The 5,885-nt window shown below is 32.6% G+C and carries 5 protein-coding genes; 2 read left to right on the forward strand and 3 right to left on the reverse strand.

Translation table 11 applies throughout. The features are described 5' to 3' along the window. Nucleotides 1-200: 200 nt before the first annotated feature. Nucleotides 201-1,106 carry a universal stress protein gene (locus A6M55_RS06980; protein WP_064197039.1) on the reverse strand — a complete coding sequence of 302 codons (906 nt, stop codon included), beginning with the start codon at nucleotides 1,104-1,106 and terminating at the stop codon, nucleotides 201-203. Nucleotides 1,107-1,433: 327 nt separating this feature from the next. Here A6M55_RS06980 and A6M55_RS06985 point away from each other — a divergent pair, with 327 nt between their 5' ends. Both A6M55_RS06985 and A6M55_RS06990 read left to right on the forward strand, forming a co-directional pair. After that, the gene (locus tag A6M55_RS06985; protein WP_015030638.1) at nucleotides 1,434-2,108 is read left to right on the forward strand and encodes a response regulator transcription factor; all 675 of its coding nucleotides are present in this window, start codon (nucleotides 1,434-1,436) and stop codon (nucleotides 2,106-2,108) included. Then, nucleotides 2,108-3,472: a sensor histidine kinase KdpD gene (locus A6M55_RS06990; RefSeq protein ID WP_064197041.1), complete on the forward strand. Its 1,365-nt coding sequence runs from the start codon at nucleotides 2,108-2,110 to the stop codon at nucleotides 3,470-3,472. Before A6M55_RS06985 ends, A6M55_RS06990 begins: the two co-directional genes overlap by 1 nt. Before the next feature lie 48 nt (nucleotides 3,473-3,520). Here the strand turns inward: A6M55_RS06990 and rny are convergent, their stop codons facing one another. Continuing rightward, nucleotides 3,521-5,107: a ribonuclease Y gene (rny, locus tag A6M55_RS06995; RefSeq protein WP_015030640.1), complete on the reverse strand. Its 1,587-nt coding sequence runs from the start codon at nucleotides 5,105-5,107 to the stop codon at nucleotides 3,521-3,523. A 218-nt stretch (nucleotides 5,108-5,325) separates the two neighbouring features. After that, entirely contained in the window at nucleotides 5,326-5,625 is a 300-nt protein-coding gene (locus tag A6M55_RS07000) for a cell division protein ZapA (protein WP_015030641.1), read from the reverse strand. Nucleotides 5,626-5,885: the final 260 nt, after the last annotated feature.

Below are 5,885 nucleotides of genomic sequence, written 5' to 3' on the forward strand. Positions count from 1 at the left end.
TTTTTATAAAATCCAAATATTCTTCTGCATTTTAACAATTTACAAAATATAATAAAAAAGATGACCGAAATTTTCAGTCATCTTTTTGGTGTAGCACTTCCAAATATACTTATTCTATTATATTTATTGATTGGGTTACGATTCTTTGGTTTACGTAAATGTTAATTTGAAGTGCTTGCTTAAGTTTTATGAGATTGATTTTAATTTTGATTAGAATAATTCAATGTATTTTTTTCTATTGTTAATAAATTACTAAACATTGGTTTGATTAAAAGTATCGGGCATTGAGCTTGGTTGATAATTTTTCTCATGTTGTTGCCTAAAACATATTTTTCCCAGTCAGAATCAATATTTGGATTAATGACAATCAAATCAGATTGATTGATAGAAGCATATTCCAAAATAAAGCTGGTAATATTATCACAGAAAATATTTTGGAAACTTGCCTTTAAACCATCTTTTTTTATGAAGTTCGAAAGTTCTGAAACTTTTTCTTTTACGCGGTCAGATGTTTCGTAATCTTCAAATCTTGATATTCCCAAAAGGTCTATTTCTAAATCATCTGACGGAATCATATTTTTTAATGCCCAATAATTGTCAAAATCAACATTAGCACTTGTATTCCCAATGGGGAATAAAACCTGCTGAAAACTAGACTTAGAAAATTTTTCGGGGATAGCAAATACAGGGCAAATTGCATTTTTAATTACTTGAAAAGTATTTCTACCAACAAAATGTTCGTTTATCCCTCTCATTCCATTCATACCCATAACTACGAGGTCGATATGGAGTTTTGAAGCATATTTTTCAATAGACTCCGAAACAATCCCAATATCAATAAAATTAACAACATTAATTTTATGTTTTTTTATGATAGATTTTGAAGTCTCTAGAAGCCTATTTTTACTAATTTTCTCCAAGTCGTTCCAATTGTCATACGGTATATCTGCTTCGCCAATATATGATATGTACTGTGGAATGATTACATGTAAGATATGTAATTGGGCCGAGTGTCGTTTGGCAAGTGCAATACCTACTTCCAAAGCATTTTTTGCAGAATTTGAAAAGTCGGTTGGCACTAAAATATTTTTTATTCTTTCATGCATTATTGTAAGGTTTTGTGTGAAATCGTAGAGAATGATTCTTGAAAAGAAGCCTCAATAAAATAATTGAGGCTCTCTATTAGCTGAAAAGTCAATTAATGTAAGCCACCATATTGTCAAACTACTATAAATGAAAAATTTGGCAGACACTCAACTGTTCGCATTTTAAACGTTGTTCAAAACTAATCTCAAAGGTATTTGACAAAGCTTTGATTAAACAAAATTCAACTTTAATTATTAGAGACTGCTTAACAAGAAATTAGAAATTTATTAGATGTTTTTTTTCTGAAAAAATGCTTTTTACTTTTGAAAAAATATCAAATGCTCCCGATGAAGATTTTAGTAGTTGAAGATGAACCCAAAACTTTGTATGCCATTCAGCAAGGGCTTACAGAAAATTTTTATGAAGTGGATATTGCATTTGATGGCTTGATTGCCAAGCAATTAGCTCTTAGGAAATCTTATAATTGTATAATTACCGATGTGATTATGCCTGGTATTAATGGGCAAATGTTAATTCAGGAATTAAGAAAGGCAGGAATTCAAACACCTGTACTCATGCTTTCGGCATTGGGCGAAAGCGAAGATAAAATTGCTGGTTTTGATTCAGGTGCTGACCAATATTTAGTTAAACCTTTTCAATTTGCTGAATTATTAGCAAGGGTTAGGGCCCTGACAAAACGAAGTACCGAAACAATTATAAATACAAATACCCTACAATTTGCCGATTTGGTGGTTAATTTAGATACGAAAGTTGTAAAAAGAGACAATCAAATAATTGACCTTACGGTTTTGGAATATAGACTGCTGGAATTCTTTTTAAGAAATCAGGGAAAAGTTTTGTCGAAAAATCTAATTGCTGAGAATGTTTGGGATGTAAACTTTGATAAAGGGACGAATTATATCGAGGTTTATATCAATTATTTAAGAAAAAAAATTGACAAAAATTTCAATAAAAAATTAATTCATACGGTATTCGGAATGGGTTATGTACTAAGAGAATAATGAAACTTCGACACTCAATAACCCTTCAATTTATAATAGTTGTGATGGCTATTTTAGGCACAACTATGCTTTCAATTTACTTTTTTACCAATTATTTTTTAGAAAAAAACTTTTCTCGAAGATTAAATAATCGTGCCGAAACAATTGTAGCTTGGATTAGTGAGTCAATCGAAAAAGAGCATGAGCTTGATTTTTTAGAAAAACTCATGGCTAATAGAAAAGACCAACTCACAGGCGAAGAAATCATTGTATTTCAATTAGATGGTAAAGTTATCTTTGAATCTACCAAAGATCCTAATACCAAAATTGATAAACAAATTTTAGAGCGTGTAAAGAAGGAGAAACGCATTGAGTTTACGGAAAAAGACCTTGAAGGTGTTGGTATTTTTCAGCATTCACCTACACAATCTTTTTTGGTAGTCGCAATGGCTAAAAATTTCTATGCAATTGAATTTCTAACACAAATGCGTTGGATGATGCTTGGCTTACTTACAATTTCTATTATAATTGTTGGAGTAATAGGATGGTTTTATTCAAAAAAAACATTAGAACCTATTGATAAGATTGGCATTGAGTTAAAGAATGTTTTCCCTAAAAATTTAAGTAATAGATTATCTGAAAATGAAAAATTTGATGAAATTATTACGCTCAGTCAAACTATTAATCAATTATTAGAAAGGGTTGAAGAGGGGGTTCGACTCCAAAAAATGTTTGTTGGTAATGTTTCCCATGAATTGCAAAACCCACTAACTAGGATAAGTTCACAATTAGAAGTGAGTTTATTAAAAGAACGAAATTTAGAAGAGTACCAAAATGTCATTCATTCTGCCCTCGAAGACATTACTGATTTAGTCAAACTTACCCAAAATTTGCTTCGTTTATCAAGAATAACTACCGAAAATGAAGAATTATTGGCAGAAAATATTAGGCTTGATGATTTACTTTTTGAGTCAAAGATTTTTGTAATGAAAAACTATCCGAATTATAAAATTGACATACGCCTTGAAGCATTGCCAGAAGAACCAGAACATTTGTGCATTTTCGGAAATTCAGCTTTACTAAAAATTGCATTTGTTAATTTAATACAAAATGCTTGTAAGTTCTCTCCTGATAATCAAGTAATTATATCGTTGTCAGCTAACGAAAATTATAAAATTATCCACTTTAAGGATAATGGAATTGGCATTGCTCCAGATGATATAAAATACATTTTCATGCCTTTTTACCGTTCTTCAAAAATAAGTGGAATAAGAGGCTACGGTATTGGACTTTCGTTAGTTGAGAGAATTATTAAACTTCACAATGCGAAAATAAGTGTTGCTTCCGAAGAGAATAAAGGAACAAAGTTTTCGATAATTATATAAAAAAAGGCGATACATAGTCATGTATCGCCTTTTGGTCTTTTGCTATTATTATTTTGCATAAGCCACGCTTCTCATTTCACGAATAACCGTTACTTTGATTTGGCCAGGATATTGCATTTCTTTTTCAATTCTTTGAGAAATATCAAACGATAATTTACTTGCTATTTCATCAGTAACATTTTCTGAATCTACAATTACACGTAGTTCACGACCCGCCTGAATAGCATAACATTTTTCTACGCCATTATAACTTAGAGCGAGTGCTTCAAGGTCACGTAGGCGTTGAACATAAGATTCCATCATTTCTCGGCGTGCACCAGGACGAGAACCAGAAATAGAGTCACAGATTTGAACAATTGGAGAAATCATTGAGGTCATTTCAATTTCATCGTGGTGAGCTCCAATCGCATTAATAACTTCTGGATGTTCTTTATATTTCTTAGCTAGTTCCATACCTAAAAGAGCGTGAGGTAATTCCTGCTCTTCGTGCCAAACCTTTCCAATATCGTGGAGTAAACCTGCACGTTTGGCTAGTTTTGCATTCAAACCTAATTCAGATGCCATCGTAGCACACATTTTGGCAACTTCTCTTGAGTGTTGTAGGAGGTTTTGTCCGTAAGATGAGCGGAAACGCATACGGCCAATCATACGAATTAATTCTGGATGTAAACCGTGTACACCTAAATCAATTACCGTACGCTCACCAATTTCGTTGATTTCGTTTTCGATATCCTTTTTGGTTTTCGCTACTACTTCTTCAATTCGAGCAGGGTGGATGCGTCCATCTTGCACCAAACGATGCAGAGATAAGCGTGCAATTTCACGGCGAACAGGGTCAAAACTTGAAATCACAATTGCTTCTGGAGTATCATCAACAATTACTTCAACACCTGTGGCTGCTTCAAGGGCACGAATGTTACGACCTTCTCTACCAATAACTTTACCTTTAATTTCATCGCCCTCGATATTAAATACAGAAACGCAGTTTTCGATAGCTTGTTCAGCAGCAGTACGTTGAATCGTTTCAATGATAATTTTCTTAGATTCTTTCGTAGCAGTTAGTTTTGCTTCTTCAATCGTTTGTTTAATAAAGCCAGATGCTCGTGTTTCAGCTTCACCTTTAATCGCATCAATTAATTGTTGTTTTGCTTGTTCAGCGGTCAAATTAGCAATTTTTTCTAACTGTGCTACTTGCTGGCTAAGCATTTTCTCTGCTTCTTCTTTACGTTTTGCGGCAAGTTCAGTTTGTTTAACTGCTTGTTCAGTTTGTTCGTTAAGCTTGTTTTGCAAAGCTTCTAATTCATTTTCACGACGTTTATTTTGTTCGACCATTTGTGAAGCTTGTTGTTGCATTTGCTTCACACGTTGCTCATTTTGAAGAATAATATTTTTACGTTTATTAGACTCTTCTTCAAATTCCGATTTTAGCTTTAAAAAATGCTCTTTGGCCTCTAACATTTTATCTTTTTTAATGTTTTCGGCGGTTTGTTGGGCATTTTTTAATACTTCATTGGCTCTTATTTCTGCTTCTGCTTCTTTAGTTTGGAATGTTTTTTTGAGTAATGCTCTACCCACAAAAAAACCAATTGCCAACGCAATTAGGTCAGTAAGGAGCATCATTATAATATCAGACATTTTGTAATGGAATTTATTAAAATTTATAAATAATTAGGAAATTGCTCACAGGCTCAGTGAATTGTCAAGATTATACAGCAAAATACAAAAGATATCTGAATTGACAATACAAAAGCCATTACATCGTAGTCAACCTGACAAATTGAAACAAGAAGCGTATGATTATTGAGTAGATACTGAAAAACGGCTTTAATTTATGCCTATTTTGTATCATCTACTCAACCAAGAAGAGTGAAGCGTTGCTCGATATCATCGAGTCTAGAATTTAGTGATTGTTGCAAAAGTTTATATTTATCTTGGTTTTTCTGTGATTCTACCATGCCTTCTATTGCTACAGTAATTAGAAAGTCCCAAGTATCCATTTCGCCGCCACTAAAGTTTTTGGTAAACGTGTCGATGCGTCGATTAACAAGGTTGGCTGCTTTTCTAAAGTATGGTTCCATTTCGGGGTGAATCATGAGTGTGATTACTCGACTCGAAACCTTCAAAGCAATTTCTATTTTTTCAGATTCAGCCATTTATCTTTTAATCAAAAAGTCTTATTATAAAAACTGATTGCAGTCATTTTTAACTAAAAATTTAAGTTTTTGACCAACCAATTTAAAAATTATCTACTTCAACGCTCTCAACTAATTTTCGTTTAACAAAGCAATACACGCATCAATCTCTTGTATCAGTTCAGTTATTGTTTTCTTAATTTCCAATTTGTCCTTAGACCTTTGAGCTTTATTCGCTACAATTTTAACACTTTCTTTTTGAATTTCTTTACTTTTTTCAA

The organism is Emticicia sp. MM (genome assembly GCF_001649495.1).